The sequence below is a fragment of the Cupriavidus ulmosensis genome, from assembly GCF_977008105.1.
Genome location: NZ_CDRMWP010000001.1, coordinates 1,760,459 through 1,779,115 on the forward strand (window position 1 = coordinate 1,760,459; position 18,657 = coordinate 1,779,115).

At 71.3% G+C, this 18,657-nt stretch carries 17 protein-coding genes; 9 read left to right on the forward strand and 8 right to left on the reverse strand.

Annotation, left to right across the window (positions count from 1 at the left end; translation table 11 throughout):
• The first annotated feature begins 72 nt into the window (after positions 1 to 72).
• Positions 73 to 978, forward strand: a complete 906-nt coding sequence (locus ACWTPI_RS07945; protein WP_454731374.1) for a TetR/AcrR family transcriptional regulator — start codon at positions 73 to 75, stop codon at positions 976 to 978.
• A 26-nt stretch (positions 979 to 1,004) separates the two neighbouring features.
• Here ACWTPI_RS07945 and ACWTPI_RS07950 read toward each other — a convergent pair whose 3' ends face one another.
• From ACWTPI_RS07950 to wrbA, 3 genes are read right to left on the reverse strand one after another with little or no spacing between them, the layout of a single operon-like run.
• Positions 1,005 to 2,426: an FAD-binding oxidoreductase gene (locus ACWTPI_RS07950; protein ID WP_059413144.1), complete on the reverse strand. Its 1,422-nt coding sequence runs from the start codon at positions 2,424 to 2,426 to the stop codon at positions 1,005 to 1,007.
• Positions 2,427 to 2,476: 50 nt separating this feature from the next.
• Entirely contained in the window at positions 2,477 to 2,890 is a 414-nt protein-coding gene (locus tag ACWTPI_RS07955) for a DUF2069 domain-containing protein (protein ID WP_059413143.1), read from the reverse strand.
• The gene (gene wrbA, locus ACWTPI_RS07960) at positions 2,887 to 3,492 is read right to left on the reverse strand and encodes an NAD(P)H:quinone oxidoreductase (protein WP_454731375.1); all 606 of its coding nucleotides are present in this window, start codon (positions 3,490 to 3,492) and stop codon (positions 2,887 to 2,889) included. The genes ACWTPI_RS07955 and wrbA overlap by 4 nt, the downstream gene beginning before the upstream one ends.
• Positions 3,493 to 3,740: 248 nt before the next feature.
• On the opposite strand from wrbA, the gene ACWTPI_RS07965 reads away from it, so the two are divergent.
• A complete protein-coding gene (locus ACWTPI_RS07965; RefSeq protein ID WP_020202575.1) occupies positions 3,741 to 5,105 on the forward strand; it encodes a YihY family inner membrane protein in 1,365 nt (454 codons plus the stop codon).
• Positions 5,106 to 5,118: 13 nt separating this feature from the next.
• Here the strand turns inward: ACWTPI_RS07965 and ACWTPI_RS07970 are convergent, their stop codons facing one another.
• From ACWTPI_RS07970 to ACWTPI_RS07980, 3 genes are all read right to left on the reverse strand, one after another.
• Positions 5,119 to 5,436: an Mpo1-like protein gene (locus ACWTPI_RS07970; RefSeq protein WP_454731376.1), complete on the reverse strand. Its 318-nt coding sequence runs from the start codon at positions 5,434 to 5,436 to the stop codon at positions 5,119 to 5,121.
• Positions 5,437 to 5,744: 308 nt separating this feature from the next.
• The gene (locus tag ACWTPI_RS07975) at positions 5,745 to 6,569 is read right to left on the reverse strand and encodes an alpha/beta fold hydrolase (RefSeq protein WP_020202577.1); all 825 of its coding nucleotides are present in this window, start codon (positions 6,567 to 6,569) and stop codon (positions 5,745 to 5,747) included.
• A complete protein-coding gene (locus ACWTPI_RS07980) occupies positions 6,569 to 7,879 on the reverse strand; it encodes an O-acetylhomoserine aminocarboxypropyltransferase (protein WP_020202578.1) in 1,311 nt (436 codons plus the stop codon). The genes ACWTPI_RS07975 and ACWTPI_RS07980 overlap by 1 nt, the downstream gene beginning before the upstream one ends.
• Positions 7,880 to 8,150: 271 nt before the next feature.
• Between ACWTPI_RS07980 and ACWTPI_RS07985 the strand changes: the two genes are divergently transcribed.
• The 4 genes from ACWTPI_RS07985 (at position 8,151) to ACWTPI_RS08000 (ending at position 13,170) form a co-directional block, all read left to right on the forward strand.
• Entirely contained in the window at positions 8,151 to 8,597 is a 447-nt protein-coding gene (locus tag ACWTPI_RS07985) for a CBS domain-containing protein (protein ID WP_020202579.1), read from the forward strand.
• 200 nt (positions 8,598 to 8,797) lie between these two features.
• Complete coding sequence (locus tag ACWTPI_RS07990; protein ID WP_020202580.1) at positions 8,798 to 10,696, forward strand: MFS transporter; 1,899 nt, start codon at positions 8,798 to 8,800, stop codon at positions 10,694 to 10,696.
• A gap of 121 nt (positions 10,697 to 10,817) precedes the next feature.
• Complete coding sequence (gene aroC / locus ACWTPI_RS07995) at positions 10,818 to 11,936, forward strand: chorismate synthase (RefSeq protein WP_454731377.1); 1,119 nt, start codon at positions 10,818 to 10,820, stop codon at positions 11,934 to 11,936.
• 1 nt (position 11,937) lies between these two features.
• Positions 11,938 to 13,170: an MFS transporter gene (locus tag ACWTPI_RS08000; protein WP_020202582.1), complete on the forward strand. Its 1,233-nt coding sequence runs from the start codon at positions 11,938 to 11,940 to the stop codon at positions 13,168 to 13,170.
• Between the two features lie 12 nt (positions 13,171 to 13,182).
• On the opposite strand, the gene ACWTPI_RS08005 is transcribed toward ACWTPI_RS08000, so the two are convergent.
• Both ACWTPI_RS08005 and ACWTPI_RS08010 read right to left on the reverse strand, forming a co-directional pair.
• Positions 13,183 to 14,292, reverse strand: a complete 1,110-nt coding sequence (locus tag ACWTPI_RS08005; protein ID WP_454731378.1) for an NAD(P)/FAD-dependent oxidoreductase — start codon at positions 14,290 to 14,292, stop codon at positions 13,183 to 13,185.
• Positions 14,293 to 14,378: 86 nt separating this feature from the next.
• Entirely contained in the window at positions 14,379 to 15,083 is a 705-nt protein-coding gene (locus ACWTPI_RS08010) for a FadR/GntR family transcriptional regulator (RefSeq protein ID WP_020202584.1), read from the reverse strand.
• 306 nt (positions 15,084 to 15,389) lie between these two features.
• Here ACWTPI_RS08010 and ACWTPI_RS08015 point away from each other — a divergent pair, with 306 nt between their 5' ends.
• The 3 genes from ACWTPI_RS08015 to ACWTPI_RS08025 all read left to right on the forward strand — a co-directional run bounded on the left by ACWTPI_RS08015 (position 15,390) and on the right by ACWTPI_RS08025 (position 18,643).
• Positions 15,390 to 16,310 (forward strand): flagellar brake protein, encoded by a 921-nt coding sequence (locus ACWTPI_RS08015; RefSeq protein WP_454731379.1) that lies wholly within the window; start codon positions 15,390 to 15,392, stop codon positions 16,308 to 16,310.
• 142 nt (positions 16,311 to 16,452) lie between these two features.
• Entirely contained in the window at positions 16,453 to 17,565 is a 1,113-nt protein-coding gene (locus ACWTPI_RS08020) for an esterase/lipase family protein (protein WP_454731380.1), read from the forward strand.
• Positions 17,552 to 18,643, forward strand: coding sequence for a lipase secretion chaperone (locus ACWTPI_RS08025; protein ID WP_454731381.1), 1,092 nt, complete (start codon positions 17,552 to 17,554; stop codon positions 18,641 to 18,643). The genes ACWTPI_RS08020 and ACWTPI_RS08025 overlap by 14 nt, the downstream gene beginning before the upstream one ends.
• Positions 18,644 to 18,657 lie beyond the last annotated feature (14 nt).

Sequence of the window (18,657 nt, forward strand, 5' to 3'; positions counted from 1 at the left end):
TCCCGGCCCGCGCTCATCGGCCCGGGGTGTCGGTTGGCGTACAATGATCTTACTGAACACCAAGTAAGAGACATGATGGCTACAGGGACCAGGGGCACCAGGAGCACCAGCAGCGCGGGGACCACGAGGACCAGGGCAGGCGACAAGGGCACGGTCAAGACCGCGGTCAAAGCTGCGGTCAAAGCCGCGGCTGGCGCCGGGGCGAAGAAGAGCGCGTCCGCCCAGGGCGTTCGCAAGCGGGCGGTGCCGGCCGCGCCGCCCGCCGCCAGGAAGGAGGCGGCGCGCGCGCCGCGGGGGAGGGCTTCGGGACCGGCCCTGACCCGGGAGAAGATCGTCGCGGCCGCCCTCGAGCAGATCGACCGCAACGGTGTGATGGCGTTCAGCCTGCGCGACGTTGCCCGCTCGCTGGGCGTCTATCCCGCCGCCCTGTACTGGCACGTGGCCACGCGCGACGACCTCCTGGCGTCCGTGGTCGAGACCACGATGGTCGACGTCGCGCCCGAGCCGGGCGAGCTGGCGTGGCAGGACTGGCTGAGGGAATTGTTCGTCCGCTGCCGCGACGTCATGCGCCGGCATCCGAACATCGCCCAGCTGGTGGGCGCCCAGCTGGTGGCGAACGCGAGCCTGAGCCCGACGCTGATCGACCGCATTCTCTCGGTGCTGCGCGCCGCGGGCTGCCCGGACGACCGCATGCTGGAGATGTACAACGTCGTGGTCTCCACGATGGTGGGCTTTCCGACCCTGGAATACGCATCGGTGCCGAAGGACGACACGGAAGCCTGGGCGCGGCAGCTGCAGGAGCGGACCCGTTCGATCCGCGCGATGGACTATCCCACGCTGGCCCGATACCTGCCGGACATGGCCAACAAGGCGTTCATCGTCAGGTGGCAGAACGGCACCGACGCGCCGATGGACACGAGCTTCGACCTGTACGTGAACGTGGTCATCCGTGGCATCGAAAGCTGCCTGCCCGGCTAGGGCAGGCGTTCTCCGGGCGCCGGACGCTAGACCACCTTGCCGGGATTCATCAGCCCCCGCGGGTCCAGCGCCTGCTTGACCGCGCGCATCATGGCCAGCTCGACCTCGCTCTTGTAGCGGCGGTTTTCCTCGCGCTTGAGCTGGCCCAGGCCGTGCTCGGCCGAGATCGAGCCGCGGTGGGCGTGCACGCTGTCGTGCACGATGGCGTTGACGGCGGGGCTGTTGTCGAGGAAGGCGTCGTGGTTCTGGCCCGCTGGCGGCGACACGTTGTAGTGCAGGTTGCCGTCGCCGAGATGGCCGAACGTGACCATGCGCGCGCCGGGGAAGGCCTGCTGGATGAGCGCGTCGGTGGTGTCGATGAAGTCGGCGACGCGCGAGATCGGCACGGCGATGTCGTGCTTGATGTTCTTGCCTTCCTCCACCTGCGCCAGCGGGATGTGCTCGCGCAGGTTCCAGAAGTCGCGCGACTGCTGCACGGACTCGGCCACCACGGCGTCTTCCACCACGCCGGTCTCGAACGCGGTTTCCATCATGGCCTCGAAGATGGCGCGCGCGTGTTCCTCGCTTTCGTTGTCGGACAGTTCCAGCAGCACCACCTGCGGATGCGGGCGGTCGAACGGATAGCGCAGTTGCGGGTAGTGCGTGGTGACGAGCGACAGGCACATCTGCGACATCAGCTCGAAGCCGGTCAGCAGCGCCCCGGCGCGCTGCTGGGCGATGGCCAGCAGCGCCAGCGCGGCGCGCGGGCTGGCCACCGCGGCCAGCGCGGTCACGCGCGCGCGCGGCAGCGGGTAGAGCTTCATGACGGCGGCGGTGATGATGCCGAGCGTGCCTTCGGCGCCGATGAACAGGTCGCGCAGGTCGTAGCCGGTATTGTCCTTGCGCAGGCCGCGCAGGCCGTCCCAGACCTCGCCGGACGGCGTGACCACTTCCAGCCCCAGGCACAGCTCGCGCGTGTTGCCGTAGCGCAGCACGCCGGTGCCGCCCGCGTTGGTGCCGAGGTTGCCGCCGATGGTGCAGCTGCCTTCGGCCGCCAGGCTCAGCGGGAACAGGCGGCCGTGCTCGCGCGCGGCGTCCTGCAGCTGCTGCAGGATCACGCCGGCCTCCACGGTGACGGTGTTGTTGAGCGGGTCGACCTGCCGCACGCGGTTGAGCCGCTGCAGCGAGATCACCACGGACCCGGTGCCGGCCATCGGCGTGGCGCCGCCGCACAGCCCGGTGTTGCCGCCCTGCGGCACCATCGCGATCTGGTGCGCGTGGCAGGCATGCACGGCGGCGGCGACTTCCTCGGTGGTGCCGGGGCGCAGCACGGCGATGGCCTCGCCGGTGTAGCGCTTGCGCCAGTCGGTCAGGTAGGGCGCCTTGTCGGCGTCGTCGGTCAGCACGTGCTGGCTGCCCAGCGCGGCGCGGCAGAGGGCGAGGAAGGATTCGAACGGCGTGGCGGTCATGGTGAGGTCCGGTGCGGCTTCTGGTATGGCGGGCGTGGTTGCCGGCGCGGCTACTTGCGGCGGGCCGGCTGCAGCGCCCGGGCGCGGCGCTTGTACGGGCGCAGGTAGAGGATGGTGGCGAAGAAGAACAGCAGCGTCAGCGCCACCTCGAGCCACGCCAGCGCGGAGGAGGGCGGGCGGTCGCTGGTGGCGCGCACGATGCCTTCGGTGAAGAACAGCAGGATCAGCATCGACGACCACTGCATGGTGTAGCGGTTGCGCGTCAGCACGCCGCGCAGCGGCAGCAGCAGCGGCAGGAACTTGAGGACCAGCCACGAGCCGCCCGGGCGCAGCGGCGCGAGGAACCATTCCCAGGCGATGCACAGCACGATCAGCGCGAGCAGGCTGCCGGCGCTCAGGCGGTACAGCGCGGCGCTGTGCAGCGCGCCGTCGGTGGCCGCGGCGCCGGCCGGCGCGGCGCTCATGCGCGGCTCCCGGCGGCCAGCCGCAGCGCGGTCTTGGCCAGGCGGCGGCCCATCGCGCGCGCCAGCGCGGCTTCGTCCTCGGACACCGGCGCGCTGTTGTCCACGCGCGCGTGGTGGCTGGGGCCGTAGGGCGTGCCGCCGCCGGTGGTGGTCATCAGCGCGCTTTCCGAGTAGGGCAGGCCGACCAGCAGCATGCCGTGGTGGAGCAGCGGCAGCATCATCGACAGCAGCGTGGTTTCCTGGCCGCCGTGCAGGCTGCCGGTGGCGGTGAACACGCAGGCCGGCTTGCCGCTGAGCGCGCCCGACAGCCATTGCGCCACGGTGCCGTCGAGGAAGTATTTCATCGGCGCGGCCATGTTGCCGAAGCGGGTCGGGCTGCCCAGCGCCAGGCCCTGGCATTCCTCCAGGTCGCGCAGCTCGGCATAGGGCGGGCCGTCGGCGGGGATGTCCGGCGCGGTGGCTTCGCTGACGGTGGATACCGGCGGCACCGTGCGCAGGCGGGCATGGGCGCCGGGCACGCTGTCGATGCCGTGGGCGATCAGTTCCGCGAGCTTGCGGGTGCTGCCGTGGCGGCTGTAGTAGAGGACGAGGATGTCGGTCATGGACGGGGCTGCGGCTGGCCGCGCCGGGCGGCAGGCAGCGAGGGCAGGCTGGTTGGCGCCGGGCGCGGCGCGCCGGGCAATGCGCGTATTATAGTTGTGGCCCCGGCGCGGCCCGCCGGAGCCGTCATGGCGGCGTCGCCGGCGCCGATTGCTATCGATTGCTACCGATTGCTACCGATTGCTGCCGATCATTGCCGCCCGTCATCACCGCCCATCATCACCGCATCACGCCAGGAGCCCGCCCCTGCATGTTCGCCGCCCGCATCGTCCGCCTGCGCAGGGAATGGAACCTGCAGAAGCTGCGCGCACTGACCCGCTACGCGCTGCGCCGCGCGGCCGAGGACCGCCTGCCGCAGGTGTCGGCCAGCCTGACCTTCACCACCGTGCTGGCGGTGGTGCCGGTGCTGACCGTGGCGTTCGCGCTGCTGGCCGCGTTCCCGGTGTTCCGCGAGTTCCGCAGCTCCATCGAGACCTTCCTGTTCCAGAACCTGATTCCCGGCAATGTCAGCGATTCCATCACCAGCTATCTCGGGCAGTTTTCCAAGAACGCCAGGGGCCTGACCGCGGCCGGCCTGGGCGGCCTGATGGTGACTTCGGTGCTGACCATGCTGACGGTGGAGGACGCGCTCAACGCGATCTGGCGCGTCAAGCAGCGCCGCCCGCTGGCGCAGCGCGTGCTGGTGTTCTGGGCGGTGCTGACGCTGGGGCCGGTGCTGATCGGCGCCAGCCTGTCGATCAGCTCCTACCTGATCTCGGTCTCGGCCGGCTACGCAGGCACCATGCCGCTGGGGCTGGGCCTGCTGGTGAGCCTGACGCCGGTGGTGCTGTCGGCGCTGGCCTTCGCCTTCCTCTACATCGCCGTGCCCAATGCCAGCGTGGAGTGGCGCGACGCCATCACCGCCGGGCTGGTGGCGGCGCTGGCGTTCGAGTTCGCCAAGCGCGGCTTCGGCTACTTCGTCACGCACATCCCGACCTACACCGCGGTCTACGGCACCTTTGCCGCGCTGCCGATCTTCCTGCTGTGGATCTACCTGAGCTGGCTGGTGACGCTGCTGGGCGCCACCATCGCCGCCAACCTGCCGGTGATCCGCCAGGGCTACTGGCGCCGCCGCACGTTCGCCGGCAGCGAGTTCTTCGACGCGCTCGGCGTGCTCTACCTGCTCTACCGCGCGCGCGACGAAGTGCCGCGCAGCATCGGCGAGCTCGACCTCGGGCGCAAGCTGCGGGTGGAAGCGGACTACCTGTCCGGCCTGCTCGGCCGGCTCAAGGCGATGCACCTGATCGGCAAGCTGGCGCAGGACCGCGGCCAGGCCCACTGGGCGCTGCTGTGCGACCCCGCCCACGTGACGCTGCGCACGCTGCACGACCGCCTGGTGCTGAACCTGCCGCGCCTGCCGCGCACCGCGCTGGCGCAGCAGTTGCAGGGCGCCGACGCGCTGCGGCAGGTGCTGGACAACCCGCGCCTGGACCAGCCGCTGGAAGCGGTGTTCGCGCAGCGGCAGGCGCAGGCCCAGGTCTTGGCGGAAGAGGAAGCGGCGGCGCCCGGCCGTCCGGCCGAGGGCGCGCGCCGCGCGCTGGAAGTGGTGCCGCCGGGCTGGCACGGCCAGATCTGAGCCGCGCGCGCGGCTAGAACGGAATCCTGCCGCGCCAGATGTCGGCGTACATGACCCAGTCGCCCATCAGGCTGTAGAACGGGTGGCGGAACGTGGCCGGGCGGTTCTTCTCGAACCCGAAATGGCCGACCCAGGCGAAGGCATAGCCCGACACCGCGGCCGCCGCCAGCCACCACCAGTTGCCGCTGACGAGCAGCGCCAGCAGGCACAGCAGCGCCACCGTGGAGCCGGCGAAATGGAGCCGGCGGCAGGTGAGGTTGCGGTGCTCGTTCAGGTAGAACGGGTAGAAGGCGGCGAAATTCCGGAATTCGCGGGGGCGTGCCTGGGGCATGTCGTACTCCTGTGGGGGTGCGGCATGTTTCAGTCTAGCCGGCGTGGGGCGGGTGTCCAGAGGGGTCTTCACGGGGCTGCCATGCCGGACAACACCGTTGGCCCTGCTTGATGTGGCTCCTAGCTAAACCGCCCCTCTCCCCGGCCCTCTCCCCGTGAGGGGAGAGGGAGGACACCTAGCTTGGGCCAGCTCGCGCGGTGTGGGCCCATTCGCGGGCTTCGCCAGTCGCCGGGGGTTTGCTCCCCTCTCCCGCTTGCGGGAGAGGGGTCGGGGGAGAGGGTCGGCGTGCCTTTGGGCCGAAGCCTCGCTCAGCCCGCCGCCACCGCCTTGCGCGCGAACGCGGCCAGCGCGTCGAGCACTTCGTCGGGTTTTTCGCCCATCAGCGCGTGGCCGCAGGGCACGGAGACGGTGCTGGCCGAGGCCATTTTCGCCGCCAGCGCCAGCGCGGCCTTGGGCGAGGTCATCATGTCCTTGCTGCCGCTGATGAACAGCGCCGGGCAGCGCACCGCGGCGGCGGCGGCTTCGCCGTTGGCGTAGGCGTTGCAGGCCGAGAAGTCGTTGTGGAAGACGTGGCCCTGCGGGTTGCGCTGCGCCACGCGCTCCATCAGGCGCTGGCTGCCGCCCTGCATCCACGAGCCGGGTCCCGGCGAGGACGGCTTGTTGGCGAGGCTGGAGTGCGACCACGCATTGACCATCGCGATGGCCTGGTCTACCTGCTTGAGCGAGGCTTCGAGCAGGGCGTCGGAGACCTTCATCGGGTAGGCCGTGGCCAGCAGCGCGATGGCGCGCACCGCATCGGGGTGGCGCGCGGCGGTTTCCAGCGCGATCAGCGATCCCATGCTGTGGCCGAACACCAGCGCCGGCGCGGCGACGCCGGCGGCGCGCAGCAGTTCGGCCACCCAGTCGGCCATCGCCTCGATGGTCTTGAGCGGCGCGCCTTCGCTGCGGTTGTGGCCGGGCAGGTCCACCGCCAGCACGCCGAAGCCGTGGTTGGCGAACCAGCGCGTCTGCAGGGCCCACACGCTGTGGTCGTTCTGCGCGCCGTGCACGAACACGGCGCACGGCAGGGCCGGGTTGAAGGGTTTGCCGCCGGTGTAGGCGTAGGCCTTGCGGCCCGCGATCGTCAGTTCCATCAGGCTTGCCCTCCCTTGCCGCTCATGGCGCGCTCGGCGGCCTTGAGGCCGCGCTTGAGATCGTCGATCAGGTCGTCCGCGTCTTCCAGGCCGACCGACAGGCGGATGGTGCCTTCGCCGATGCCGGCGGCCTGCAGCGCCGCCGCGTCCATGCGGAAGTGCGTGGTGGAGGCGGGGTGGATCACCAGCGAGCGCGCGTCGCCGACGTTGGCCAGGTGAGAGAACAGCGCCAGGCTTTCGATGAAGCGCTGGCCGGCGGCGCGGTCGCCCTTGAGGTTGAAGCTGAACACGGCGCCGGCGCCGCGCGGCAGCAGGCGCTTGGCGAGTTCGTAGTCGGGGTGGGATTCGAGCTCGGGGTAGGCCACCGACTCCACCATCGGGTGCGAGACCAGGAACTGCACCACGCGGCGCGCGTTGTCCACGTGCCGGGCCATGCGCAGCGGCAGGGTCTCGATGCCTTGCAGCAGTTGCCAGGCGGCCATCGGGTTGAGGCAGGCGCCGAAATCGCGCAGGCCTTCGCGGCGCGCGCGCAGCAGGAACGGCGCCACCGTGCTTTCCTCGGTAAACACCATGTTGTGGAAGCCGGCATACGGCTCCGACAGCTCGGGGAAGCGGCCGGAGGCCTCGAAATCGAAGGTGCCGCCCTCGGCCAGCACGCCGCCGATGGTGGTGCCGTGCCCGCCCAGGAACTTGGTGGCCGAGTGGTAGAGCAGGCCGGCGCCGTGGTCGAACGGCCTGAGCAGGTAGGGCGTGGTGAAGGTGGAGTCGACCAGCAGCGGGATGCCGTGGTCGCGGCCGAGCTGGGCCAGCGTGGGGATGTCGAGCACGTCCAGGCCGGGGTTGCCGAGCGATTCGCCGAACAGCAGCCGGGTCTCGGGCCGGATGGCGGCGCGCCAGGCGTCGATGTCGCGCGCCTGCACGAAGGTGGTCTCGATGCCGAAGCGGCGCAGCGTGTAGTGCAGCAGGTTGTGCGAGCCGCCGTACAGCGCGCTGGACGCCACGATGTGCGAGCCGGCGCCCATCAGCGTGGCCACGGCGAGGTGCAGCGCGGCCTGGCCGGAGGCCACGCCGATCGCGCCGGCGCCGTTCTCCAGCGCGGCGACGCGCTCCTCGAACACCGCCACGGTGGGGTTGGAGATGCGCGAGTAGACGTGGCCGGCGCGTTCCATGTTGAACAGCGAGGCGGCGTGCTCGCTGTCGCGGAAGACGAAGGACGTGGTCAGGTGGATGGGCGTGGCCCGCGCGCCGGTGGCGGGGTCGGGGGCGGCGCCGGCATGCAGCGCCAGGGTGTCGAATCGGGTACCGGACATGGCTTCCAGGGCAAGAGTTGTCTCCGGTGCGCATCGTAGCATCCGGCGACGGCGCCGGGGCACGGCAAAGCGCGCGCCGGGGCGGCTCGCGGGGCCGCCGCGCTTTACTTGGGCGGGCGGTTTCGGCTAGGATCGGCCCATCCGGCGGTGCCGGCCCGTGCCCGCGCCGCGCCAGGGCGGAACCGGCCCGGCGCGGCCGGCGGCGCGGCGCCATCACAGCGGCAGTACATCAGCAGATACATACAAGCAGATTCAGCAAGCGGAGACCACCATGAAAGTCAGCGACATCCTGCAGATCAAGGGCAACACGCTCTTTACCGTGACGCCCGACACCTCGCTGCAGCTGGCGGTCAGGACGATGGCCGAGCACGACATCGGCTCGCTGGTGGTGATGGAGTACGGCGAGCTGGTCGGCATGCTGACCTTCCGCGAGATCATCAACACGCTGGCCGCCAACAACGGCTCGGTGGGCACCTTCAGCCTGCGCAAGGTGATGGACGACGCGCCGCTGACCTGCACGATGGAAACCGACGTCAACGAAGTGCGCCGCATGATGCTGGAACGCCACACGCGCTACCTGCCGGTGATGGACAACCGCACCCTGATGGGCGTGATTTCCTTCTACGACGTGGCCAAGGCGGTGGTGGAGGAGCAGAGCTTCGAGAACCGCATGCTCAAGGCCTACATCCGCGACTGGCCGGAAGAAAAGACCGACTGAGGCCGGCGGCGCGCCGCGGGCGCCGGACGGGCGGCGCCGCGGCGATGTGAACGGAATCAAGCGCCGCGGGTATGCATCGGGTGTGCATCGGGTGCGCGCGCCGCGGGCGCGCCCGCGGCGGCAGCCACGTTGCCAGCAGTGTCGCGCCGGGGGCCCGCCACGGGCATCCGGCTTGCCGGGGTCATCTCTTTCCTGTCTACATGAGCCAACAAAACCAATTCCGACTGCTCCGCTCGCGCCGTTTCGCCCCGTTCTTCTGGACCCAGTTCCTCGGGGCCATGAACGACAACCTGTTCAAGGTTGCCTTTACCTCCCTCGTCACCTACCACACGGCCCTGTTCGAGGGCGTCGACGCCCGCAGCGCGGCGTTCCTGATCTCGGCCATCTTCATCGCGCCGTTCGTGCTGTTCTCGGCCACCAGCGGGCAGATCGCCGACAAGATCGAGAAGTCCCGGCTGATCCGCATGGTCAAGACGCTGGAGATCGGCATCATGCTGCTGGGCCTGGCCGGCTTCGCCCTGCACAGCGCGGCCTTGCTCTACCTCGGCACGTTCCTGATGGGCCTGCACTCGACGCTGTTCGGCCCGGTCAAGTTCGCCTACCTGCCGCAGCACCTCGATGAAACCGAGCTGGTCGGCGGCAACGGGCTGGTGGAGATGGGCACCTTCGTCGCCATCCTGCTCGGCACGCTGCTGGGCGGCGAGCTGGCCGGCATCGCGCACGGCGGGCGCATGACGGGGCCGCTCTACGTGGGCGCGGCCTGCGTGCTGCTGGCGCTGGCCGGGCGCGTGGTGTCGGCGCGCGTGCCGGACTCGCCGGCGCCGCAGCCGGACCTGCGCATCAACTGGAACCCGTTTACCGAGACCTGGCGCAACCTGGCGCTGGCGCGCACCAACCGCACGGTGTTCCTGAGCCTGCTCGGCATTTCCTGGCTGTGGTTCCTCGGCGCGACCTTCCTGACCTCGTTCTTCAGTTTCGCCAAGGACGTGCTCGGCGGCGATCAGAACGTGGTGACGCTGCTGCTGGCGGTGTTCTCGCTCGGCATCGGCACCGGCTCGCTGCTGTGCGAGCGGCTGTCGGGGCGGCACGTGGAGATCGGGCTGGTGCCGTTCGGCTCGATCGGCATGACGGTGTTCGCGCTCGACCTGTTCTTCGGCAGCCACGGCGAGCATCACGCCGAACTGTCGGGGCTGGCCGGCTTCCTCGCCGAGCCGCGCCACTGGCGCGTGCTGGCCGACCTGTTCCTGCTGGCCATGTTCGGCGGCTTCTACAGCGTGCCGCTGTACGCGCTGATCCAGAGCCGCTGCGCGCCCACGCACCGGGCCCGCATCATCGCCGCCAATAACATCCTCAACAGCTTTTTCATGATCGCCTCGTCGCTGATGGCGATGGTCATGACCCAGGCCGGCTTCACCATCCCCGAGCTGTTCCTGGCGGTGGGCGTGCTCAACGCGGTGGTGGCGATCTACATCTACAGCCTGGTGCCCGAATTCCTGCTGCGCTTCATCGCCTGGATCCTGGTGCACACCGTGTACCGGCTGCGGCGCGTGAACGCCGAGCGCATCCCGGCCGAGGGCCCGGCGGTGCTGGTCTGCAACCACGTCAGCTTCGCCGACGCGGTGGTGCTGATGGCGGGCAGCCCGCGTCCGGTGCGCTTCGTCATGGATCACCGCATCTTCAAGGTGCCGCTGCTGTCGTGGTTCTTCCGCCAGGCCAAGGCGATCCCGATCGCGCCCGCGCACGAAGACCCGCAGATGCTCGAGCGCGCCTATGACGAGGTGGCGCGCGCGCTTGCCGAGGGCGACCTGGTCTGCATCTTCCCCGAGGGCAAGATCACCGCCAACGGCGAGATCAATCCGTTCAAGCAGGGCGTGCAGCAGATCATCCGCCGCACGCCGGTGCCGGTGGTGCCGATGGCGCTGCGCGGGCTGTGGGGCAGCTTCTTCTCGCGCCAGGGCGGCGCGGCCATGTCGCGGCCGTTCCGGCGCGGCATCCTGAACCGGCTGGAGCTGGTGGTGGGCGACCCGATCGCGCCGGAGCTGGCCACGCCGGAGAGCCTGCAGCAGGTGGTGCAGGGCCTGCGCGGCGAGTGGCGCTGAGGCGTCCCCGCGGCCGGCATGCGGCGGCTTCGCCGCACGCCGGCGCGGGGCCGGGCGGGCGGCAAAAGCCTTACAATGTAGCCCGTTCCCCAATTTCCACGCGCTGTCGCGGTTCTCCATCATGTCCGGCAATACCCTCGGCCTGCTCTTCACAGTCACCACGTTCGGCGAATCGCACGGCCCGGCCATCGGCGCGGTGGTGGACGGCTGCCCGCCGGGCATGGCCCTGAGCGAGGCCGACATCCAGGGCGACTTGGACCGCCGCCGGCCCGGCACCTCGCGCCACGTCACCCAGCGCCAGGAGGCCGACCAGGTCGAGATCCTGTCCGGCGTGTTCGAAGGCAAGACCACCGGCACGCCGATCTGCCTGCTGATCCGCAACACCGACCAGCGCAGCAAGGACTACGGCAACATCGTCGAGACCTTCCGCCCGGGCCACGCCGACTACACCTACTGGCAGAAGTACGGCATCCGCGATTACCGCGGCGGCGGCCGCTCGTCGGCGCGCCTGACCGCGCCGGTGGTGGCGGCCGGCGCGGTGGCCAAGAAGTGGCTGCGCGAGCAGTACGGCACCGAGATCCGGGGCTACATGTCGCAGCTGGGCGAGATCCAGGTGCCGTTCATGGACTGGGCCGAGGTGCCGCAGAACCCGTTCTTCGCCGCCAACGCGGAGATCGTGCCGGAGCTGGAAACCTACATGGACGCGCTGCGCCGCGACGGCGACTCGGTCGGCGCGCGCATCGAGGTGGTGGCCAGCGGCGTGCCGGTGGGCCTGGGCGAGCCGCTGTTCGACCGGCTCGACGCCGACATCGCGCACGCCATGATGGGCATCAACGCGGTCAAGGGCGTGGAGATCGGCGCCGGCTTCGACAGCGTCGGCCAGCGCGGCAGCGTGCATGGCGACGAGCTGACGCCGGAGGGCTTTCGCACCAACAATGCGGGCGGCGTGCTGGGCGGCATCTCGACCGGCCAGGACGTGACCGTCTCGCTGGCGATCAAGCCCACTTCCAGCATCCGCACGCCGCGCGAATCGATCGACAAGGCCGGCCAGACGGCCACCGTGGAGACCTTCGGCCGCCACGACCCGTGCGTGGGCATCCGCGCCACGCCGATCGCCGAGGCCATGCTGGCGCTGGTGCTGATCGACCACGCGCTGCGCCAGCGCGCCCAGTGCGGCGACGTCAAGGTCGACACGCCGCGCATCCCCGCGCAGGCGCCGCAGTCCGGCCAGCCGCGCTGAGTTGGCGCGGGTCCAGCCGCGGGCCGGCGAGACGGCCACGCAAGCGGCCGGCGCCGGGCCGGCCGGGCGCCTGTCCGAGACGCGCTTCGGCCTGTTCTATCTCGGCTACTACGGTTATGTCGGCGTCATCTCGCCCTATGTGAGCCTGTTCTTCGCCGGGCGCGGCTTCAACCCGGTGCAGATCGGCGTGCTGATGGCGTGCTTCCAGGTCAGCCGCATCGTCGGCCCGTATTTCTGGGGCTGGCTGTCGGACGTGATGCATACCCGGGTGCGCCTGCTGCGCCTGGCCGGCGTGAGCGCCTTGCTGGCCTTCCTGGCGGTGCCGGGCATCACCAGCTACGGCGGCATGATGGCGATGATGATCGGGCTCAACCTGATCACCAGCGCGATGTCGCCGCTGGGCGACGCGCTCACCATTTCCACGTTGCGCCGCTACGGCGCCTTCGACCACCGCTACGGGCGCATCCGCATGTTCGGCTCGGCCGGCTTCATCGCCGCCGTGCTGCTGGGCGGCGCGCTGTTCGGGCGGCTCGGCATGGAGGCTTTTCCGTGGCTGGCCAGCGCCATGCTGGCGCTGTTCCTGGTGGTGGTGTTCGGCCTGCGCGACGCGCCCGAGGAAGGCCCGCGCGTGAAACCGCCGCCGGCGCTGCCGCTGCTGCGGCGCGCCGACGTGCGCTGGTTCATGGCCTCGGCCTTCCTGATGATGTTCGCGCACGCCGCGCTGTACGTGTTCTATTCGCTCTACCTGGAGCAGCTCGGCTACAGCAAGTTCGCCATCGGCGTGATGTGGACCATCGGCGTGGTGGCGGAGATCGTGTTCTTCTTCTACCAGGGCCGGCTGTTCGACGCCGTGCCGCTGCGCGCCATCCTGGCCGGCACCTTCGTGCTGGCGGCGCTGCGCTTCGGCCTGACCGGCTACCTGGCGCAGCTGGCATGGCTGATGGCGCTGGTGCAGGTGCTGCACGCGGCCACCTTCGGCGCGCACCACAGCGCCAGCCTCAAGCGGCTGCAGCGCTGGTTCGCCGGGCCGCTGCAAGGGCGCGGCCAGGCGCTCTACACCGGCATTTCCTACGGCCTGGGCGGCACGCTGGGCGGGCTGGCGATGGGCTGGACCTGGAAGGCGCTGGGGCCGGCCCATACCTTCGGGCTGGCCGCGCTGGCGGCGGCGGCCGGTGCCGCGTGCGCGCTGATGACGTTCCGCGCCGAAGCCGCGCAGGCTCGCGCCGACGGCTAGGCGCTCAGGCGCTCACACCAGGCTGGCCACGCGCTCGGCCAGCGCCAGCGAGGAGGTCAGTCCCGGCGACTCGATGCCGAACAGGTTGACCAGCCCCGGCACGCCGTGGGTGGCCGGGCCGTCGATGCGGAAGTCGGCGGCGGCCTCGCGCGGGCCGCTGATCTTGGGGCGGATGCCGGCGTAGCCGGGCTGCAGCGCGCCGTCGGCCAGCGCGGGCCAGTAGCGGCGCACCTCGTCGTAGAAGCTGTCGGCGTCGGACGGGTCGACGCCGTACTCGATCTCGTCGATCCAGCGCACATTGGGGCCGAAGCGCGCCTGGCCGCCCAGGTCGATGGTCAGGTGCACGCCGAGGCCGGCGGCCTCGGGCACCGGGTAGATCAGCCGCGAGAACGGCGCGCGCCCGGCCAGCGTGAAATAGCAGCCCTTGGCGTAGAACTGCGGCGGAACGTGCGCGGCGGGCACGCCCTCGATGCGGCGCGCCAGCGCCGGCGCGGTGAGCCCGGCCGAGTTAACCACGGTGCGTGCCAGCAGCGTGGTGCCATCCGCGCCGCCATCCGCGCCGCCGACGTCGAGGCGGATGCCGTCCGGCGTGACCGCGCCACCGGCCACCGGCGACTGCACCGCCAGCATGGCGCCGGCGTTTTCCGCGTCGCCCAGCAGCGCCAGCATCAGGCCGTGGCTGTCGACGATGCCGGTGGATGGCGAGAGCAGGGCGGCGAGGCACCGCAGGTTGGGTTCGAGTGCCTGCGCCTCGGCCTGGCCGATCAGCCGCAGGTCGTGCACGCCGTTGGCGGCGGCCTTGGCGCGGATGCCTTCCAGCGTGGCGACCTGGGCCGGCGAGGTGGCCACGATCAGCTTGCCGCAGCGCTGGTGGCTGACGTGATGGCTGGCGCAGTAGTCGTACAGCATGGCCCGGCCGCGCACGCACATCTCGGCCTTGAGCGAGCCGGCCGGGTAGTAGATGCCGGCGTGGATGACTTCGCTGTTGCGCGCGCTGGTGATGGTGCCGAAGGCGTTCTCGGCCTCCAGCACGATCACTTCGCGGCCCCGCAGGGCCAGCGCCCGCGCCACCGCCAGGCCCACCACGCCGGCGCCGATCACCACGCAATCCACTTTTTCCATCGTCTTCCTCGTTCCGTTTGTCCGTTTGTCCGTCCGTGACGTGCGTTCGTTGGTTCGTGCCGCGCGGCGGCGGCATCTGCGCCGCTTCAGGGCAGCTTCAGTTCCAGCCCCATGCGCCTTGCCGCGGCCGCGAGGTGGCGGCGCGCGGCAAGGCGCGCCGCGCCGGCATTGCCGGCGGCGATGGCCTCGACCAGCGCCGCGTGCTCGCCGTCGGCGCCGCGCGAGCCGCCGCGAAAGCGCGCCGCGTTTTCCCACGCGGTCTGCCGCGCCGCCAGCAGGTGCTGGCCGACGAAATCGGTCAGGCCGGTGAAGCACGGGTTGTGCGCGGCCTGGGCGATGGCGTGGTGGAAGGCCACGTCGGCCGCGGCGGCGCCGGGAAAGTCCTGCGCGTGCTCGCGCATGGCGGCCAGCGCCGCGCGGATGGCCAGCAGGTCGTCCTCGCCGCGGCGCAGCGCGGCCATCTCGGCGCAGGCGCATTCCACCACCATGCGCAGCTCGAACAGTTGCGCCAGCGTCGGCCCGCCCTGCGGCACGCTCGGCATGCGCCATACCTGGCCGCCCGGCGTCTCCGAGACATAGGCGCCGGAGCCCTTGCGCGTCACCAGCACGCCGTCCGCCTTGAGCTGCGCGATGGCCTCGCGCACGATCGGCCGGCTCACGCCGAAGGTCTCGCCGAGCGCCGCTTCGGCCGGCAGGCGGGCGCCCGCGGCAAAGCGGCCGGCGGCGATGTCGGCGCGCAGGGCGTCGGCGATGCGGGTGGCGAGCGAGTCCGGGCGGCTGAGAATGGTCATCTTGATCTGTAAGGCTGTCAGACAGCTTTGCGGCATTTTCGGGGGAAAGGCGGGCGGCGTCAAGGCATGGGAAGGCGCGCGATGGCCATCCCGCAACGCGGCGCTCAAGGTTTTTCGCGGGAGGCCGATAGCAAGTCTGATGAGACGCGCCATCCACCCGGGACCTCGTGGCCGGCGCGTCCGGCGGGCCCGGGCGGCAACATTGCGTGCCGGGTGCCCCGCCAGGTGGCGGCCCGCGGACCTGCGTCAGGTCCGGCCGCCGTTCGATCCACCATGCCCGCCGTCGGGCATCCACCGCTGCTTCCCATGATTGCACTTACTCCTGACGATCTCCCGGTTGGCCAGCCCTTGCCCTGGTCCTTGCTGGACGAAAGCGGAAACCTCGTGCTCGGCAGCGGCAGCGTGATCCCCGAGGACCGCGACGTCGCGCTGGTGTTCCGCCACGGCGTCGTGTGCCGCCCCGACAGCGAGCCGGGCGACGCCGCCGAGAACGAGCGCCAGGCCAGTCCCGGGCCGTTCGGCCTGCAGGTCGGCACGCTGCTGCAGATCAAGAACCAGGGCCATGTCGGGCGCGCGGCGGCCAGCCGGCTGATCGGCTTCGTCGACCAGGGCATGTTCGTGACCTGGCCCCAGCTCGGCGGCAAGGAACTCCAGTTGCAGGCGGGCGAGACCGTGCTGCTGCGCGGCTTTTCCGGCCACGCCATCCTCAGCTTCGAATGCACCGTGACCGCGGTGTGCCGCAGCCCGTTCCGCTACCTGGTGCTGTCCGCGCCGGCGCAGATGCAGCAGTTGCCGGTGCGCAAGGCGACCCGGGTGCCGACCCGGCTGGCCGCGTACCTGGTGGACCCGGCCGGCGCGGGCGAGGGGGCTGCCGCCCACGCCGCCGGCGAGGCTGGCGAGGGCGCCCAGCCGCCGCGCGGGCGCCAGCCGTCGCGCCTGGTGATGCTGACGGACCTGAGCACCGGCGGCGCGCAGATCGAGACCGCGGACGCGGTGCCCGCGCCGGGCACGCCGGTGCGGCTGTGCTTTCACCTGCGCACCGCGGCGCTGGACAGCGAGATCATGGTCGACGGCGTGGCGCGCAGCGCGACGCCGATTTCCGCCGCCTCCGGCTTTCCGGTGTTCGGCGTGGCGTTCGACCTGCTGGGCGAGCGCGAGCTGACGCTGTTGCAGTGCTATATCTACGAGCAGTTGCTGACCAGCGCCAGCATGCCGGTGCCGGGCTGACGCGGCGCCTCGCGCCACCCCGTTTGGAGGAATCCTGCTAGCGCGCCGGCTTGCCTGGGCCGGGCCGCCGTCTTTACTCTCCTACCCGACAAGAACAAAGAAGGGAAAAACAAGGGAACAACCCTGTCGTCGAGGAGACAAGATGGATCAAGGCAAGCGCTGCGGCGCAACAGAGACTGCTATGCCGGCCGCGCCGGCGTGGACGCGGGCAAGGATGCGCGCCGCGTGCAGGGCCGGCGTGCTGCTGGCCGCCGTGGCGGCGGCGTGGCCCGGAACGGCGGCGGCCGACGCCAACGCCAATTACGCCCGGACCCGCTACCCCATCGTGCTGGTCCACGGCCTGACCGGCGCGGCCCGCATGGGCGGCGTGCTGGACTACTGGTACGGCATTCCCCAGCTTCTGCGGGCCAACGGCGCGCGGGTGTACGTGGCCACCGTGCCGGCCTTCAACAGCGACGAGGAGCGCGCGCTGGCGCTGCAGGCCTACGTGCGCGGCGTCAAGCTCGACAGCGGCGCGGACAAGGTCAACCTGATCGGGCACAGCCAGGGCGGGCCGACCTCGCGCATGCTGGCCGCGATGTCGCCGCAGGACGTGGCTTCGGTGACCACCATCGGCAGCCCGCACCGCGGCAGCGAGCTGGCGGACCTGGTGCTCGACGTCGTCAACGGCATCAACCGCATCCCGCTGGCCGGCCCGCTGCTGGTCGGCGTGATCCAGGGCGTGGCCGACGCGATCGGCTGGTTCCAGGGCGTGAGCAATGGCGTGAAGCTGGACCAGAACGCGCTGGCCGCGCTCAGGAACCTGACCACCGCCGGGGTGGCCGCGCAGAACGCGCGCCTGAATGCCACGCTCAAGCCGGGCACGCCCTCGGCGCTGGGCCCGGACTGCGCCACGCCCGGCGCGCCGGTCGAGATGCGCCAGGCGCGCGATGCCGCCGGCAACCTTGTCAGCCACACGCAGGCCGCGTATTCGTGGACCAGGCGCGGCGGCCCGGTCAGCCTGCTGCGCTCCAACCTGCTCGACCCCACCACGGCGCTGATGGCCGGCGCCGCCGGCCTGATGAGTCTGAAGGGCGCCGGCCCCAACGACGGCATGGTGTCGGTCTGCAGCAGCAAGTGGGGCCAGGTGCTGGCGACCGGCTACTACTGGAATCACCTGGACGAGGTGAACCAGCTTGCCGGCCTCTACCAGGACGCCGACCCGCGCGTGGTCATCCTCAACCACGCCAACCGCCTGCGCAATGCGCGCCTTTGAGCGGCGCTGGCCGGACTGGTGGTGGATGGCGCTGCCCGGCTGCGCGCTGGGCGGCGCCATCTACTGGATGACGATGCCGCCGGCACAGGTGCCGGCCGCCGCGCCAGTGGCCGCCGGCGTGGCGCCGGGCAGGCCGCCCGATGCCATGTCCGCATCTGGCGCGGCGTCCGGCGTGCCGGCGCTGCTGCCGTCGCTGGCTGGCGTGGACGTGCCCGCGGGCCTGGCGGCGGACGCGCGCGGCAACCTGCACGCAAGCCGCGCCCTGCGCGGCTATTTCGACTACTTCCTGTCCGCCGCCCACGATGCCGGCGACGCCGGCGCGCTCGATGCGCTCGTGCGCGCCGACATCCGCGCGCGCGTGTCCGAGCCGGCCGCGACGCAGGCATGGCAGCTGTGGCAGCGCTATCGCGGTTATCTCGCCGAGGTCCATGCCGGCGCGGCGGACGCGGGCCAGGGACAGCCGGGCGACGATGCCGACGCGCTGTCGGCGGTCCAGGTGGCCCGGTTGCGCCGGCTGTGGGACGCGCGCCGCGCCGCGCGCCAGCGTCATCTGCCCGACGTGGCGGCGATCTGGTTCGACGCGGAGGAGGCCTACGACGCGGCCATGCTCGAGCGGCTGGAGGTGGCCGCGCAGCCCGGCCTCGACACGGCGCAGCGCCGGCAGCGGCTGGCCGCGCTCGACAGCCGGCTGCCCGACGACGCCCGCGCGGTGCGCGCCGACAGCGCCCGCCCGCAGCAGATCGGCGAGACCATCGGCAGGCTGCAGGCCGAGGGGCGCAGCGCGCAGGACATCGCCGCGGCGCTGGCGCAGTCCCACGGCGCAGAGGTCGCGCAGCGCTACCAGCAGCAGGCGCAGGCCGACCAGTCGTGGCAGGACCGCTACCGCGACTATGCCCGCCAGCGCGCGCAGGTCGAGCAGTTCCCCGGCCTCGCGGACGCCGACCGGCAGCAGCAGCTGGAACGGCTGCGGGCGCAGTCGTTCGCCGATCCCGGCGAGGCCCTGCGCGCCTACGTGTACGACACGGTATCCGGCAAGGTGTACGACCGCGCGGGCCAGGACCAGCCGGCCGCGCCGTGACGCGGCGGCGGCAA